Source organism: Streptomyces sp. NPDC051051 (assembly GCF_040682975.1).
Taxonomy (GTDB): domain Bacteria; phylum Actinomycetota; class Actinomycetes; order Streptomycetales; family Streptomycetaceae; genus Streptomyces.
Genome location: NZ_JBFBCB010000133.1, coordinates 1 through 2,531 on the forward strand (window position 1 = coordinate 1; position 2,531 = coordinate 2,531).

The 2,531-nt window shown below is 68.0% G+C and carries 3 protein-coding genes; all 3 read right to left on the bottom strand.

What is annotated here, in order from left to right:
- Positions 1-314: 314 nt before the first annotated feature.
- Positions 315-677, bottom strand: a complete 363-nt coding sequence (locus AB0N31_RS36410; RefSeq protein ID WP_366062824.1) for a hypothetical protein — start codon at positions 675-677, stop codon at positions 315-317.
- Between the two features lie 103 nt (positions 678-780).
- Positions 781-1,365: a WHG domain-containing protein gene (locus AB0N31_RS36415; RefSeq protein ID WP_366062825.1), complete on the bottom strand. Its 585-nt coding sequence runs from the start codon at positions 1,363-1,365 to the stop codon at positions 781-783.
- Positions 1,358-2,194 (bottom strand): alpha/beta hydrolase, encoded by an 837-nt coding sequence (locus AB0N31_RS36420; protein ID WP_366062826.1) that lies wholly within the window; start codon positions 2,192-2,194, stop codon positions 1,358-1,360. Before AB0N31_RS36420 ends, AB0N31_RS36415 begins: the two co-directional genes overlap by 8 nt.
- Positions 2,195-2,531: the final 337 nt, after the last annotated feature.

The following is a 2,531-nucleotide window of genomic DNA, read 5'->3' on the forward strand; positions in this document are numbered from 1 at the left end:
CACCACCACGTCACCCTCGTCACCGCCGCTCAGGCATTCCTCACCCTCCGGCGGCTCGGCCCAAAAGTCCGCACACCGGCCTAACTCTCTACCAAATCCTTGACGTTCTTCAGGACCTGCTGAGGTGCTGGACCGGTACCTGCACCACCTGCGGACGCCCCCTACCCCGCCCTCGGAGCAGCCGCAGACAGCCCACAACCTAACGAAGCACCACTAGGCAGTTTCGTTTGGATCACCGAGCGGACCAGAGGAAGATGCCCGCGATGTGGAGTCCTCGGCCGACGGGCTCTCACTCGCACCTGAGACAATGGCGATCAGTCACAGCGGGGACGGCGCGCTGGGCGCTCAGTTTGATCGCGGGTCGCGCTCAGCAGAGCTCGCCAGCGCGGTAGCTCGGTGAACGGCACGACCAGGCACAGGACAGTCACCGTTGCGGCGATCCACGTTCCCCACAGTGCCCACGCAGACACTGCCGCCGCCACCAGATGGAGCACGACCAGCAAGATGGTGACGATGCCCGGCACCGCAACGGGCGCGTCTGCGCCGGGCCGGTCGCCCGGGGTGCTGAAGACGGCAGGCAGCCCGATCAGCAGCAGAACGGCGCCGATCGCCAGCGGGACGGAGTGCGACCACAGGGCCCACGGGCTGCCCACCCAAGCAATTACCTCAGCGGCCACGCGCACGCCGCCTCGGACATAGTCGTGCCCCGGCCGTTGCGTCCTGGTCCTCACGGTGCTTGATGCCTGTGGAGGGGATGGGGAGGGATCGGTGGCGGCCATGTCATCTTTCGGAGGCGCGGTCAGGAGGGTCGGCCTGGAAGCCGGCGATCAGGGTGTCGATGAGGAAGTGGAAACTCCGTGTGACGTCGCGGGGCATCTGGAAGCCGCCGGCGGCCTCAAGGGTGACGAACCCGTGGAGTGCTGATCGCAGCGCCCGTGCGGAGTCGACCACGCGCGCGTGGGGCAGGCCGAAACCGGCGAGGACGTCGAGCAGAACCTGCAACGCCGCTTCGCTGACGAGGCGGTCCTCCTCGTCACCGGCTACCGGAGCGGGGACGGTGGCGGCGTAGCGGCCGGGATGCTCCAGGGCCCAGTGGCGGTAGCTGTCGGCGAACGCCCGGACCGCGTTAGGGCCGGAACGGCCGACGGAATCCCGGGCCAGCTGATGGGCGAATTCGCGCTTGGCCTGGACGGAGATGCCGTGCCGCAGTTCGTGCAGGGAGCCGATGTGCTTGTACAGGGACGGCGGCCGTACGCCGAGCCTGTCGGCCAGCAGACCCATGGTCAGACCTGACAGACCGACCTCGTCGGCGAGCGCCGCTCCCGCCGCGACGACGGCGCTCGTGTCGAGGCCCGCCCTAGGCACGGGCGTGTGCTTCCAGGAAGGCCAGCATGAGGGACACCGTCTCCTCGGGGTACTGGTCGTGCGGGTAGTGGCCGGCTCCCTCGACCACCGCGAGCTCTCCGACACCGGCTGGCATCGCGGCCACGATCGCCTCGCCCTCGGCGCGCGGATCGACCCAGTCGGGGTCGAGCGAGCCCTGCACGATCAGGGCAGGGCACCGTACGTTGCCCAACTGCGCGCCGGCGTCGGTCGGCGCCGACTGCCCCATTTTCTGCAACGCCCGCATCCGGCCGGGCTCGCCCAGCATCGCCTCGATGCGGGCCAGCCGGTCGGTCCAGTCGGCCGGCTTGCGGCCCGGGTAGGCGTGGTCGAGATAGCGGGACCACAGTCCCACGCTGCCGAACAGGCTGGCGCCGAGCAGCCGGAAGGCACCCTGGCGGTAGCTCTTCGAGCGGAAGTCGCCGAGCTTGATCGACTGGGCGCGCGTGAAGGGGCCCAGCTCGATGATGGCCCTGACCAGATCGGGATCCTGGGCGGCCGCGATGGTGGCGGCGCCGCCGGAGATCGAGTGGCCGACCAGGACGGCCGGGCCGCTGTCGATGTGGCGGATCACCGAGAGCAGATCGCCCGCAATGTCGGTGCGCGAGTAGGAGGGCCATTGCGCGCTCGACTCGCCACAGCCCCGCAGGTCGACCGCGGCCACTTGATACCCCGCCGCCACCAGACGCGGCAGGACGAACCTGTACGCCGTGCGGCTGTCCCCCATGCCGTGGGCCAGGGCGACCAGCGGGCCTTCTCCAGCGGCCTCGTAGGCGATGGTGCCGCCCGGGACGGAGACGAACTCAGCCATGACATCTCCCTGCTCGTTAAGCGCAATAGCTATAAGCTAATGCGACTAGCTAAAAGCTAATGCCCATAGTCAACAGTGTCAACTCTGGCCGGGTACCGGGTGAGAGCGAGCGAGAGGAAAGTGTGAGTGGGCGTGTTGGTGGCAGCGGGTGTGCGTCAGCTGGGTTCGGTTGTTGATTGCCTGGTCATGCGCTGTGGGCGTGGGCTGGTCTGCTGTCATGAGGTGACCAAGTAGCTGCCGTTTAGTACTGCAACGGTGCTTGTGCTGATTGCTGACCAGTTTCAGGGACTGTGTCCGCGCCGTTTGTAGTGACTGATGCGGGCCTGGTGTTGTCGTC

Bases quoted from the DNA above. Each gene is read 5' to 3' on its own strand.
- AB0N31_RS36420 (WP_366062826.1), bottom strand. From the start codon at position 2,194: ATGGCTGAGTTCGTCTCCGTCCCGGGCGGCACCATCGCCTACGAGGCC.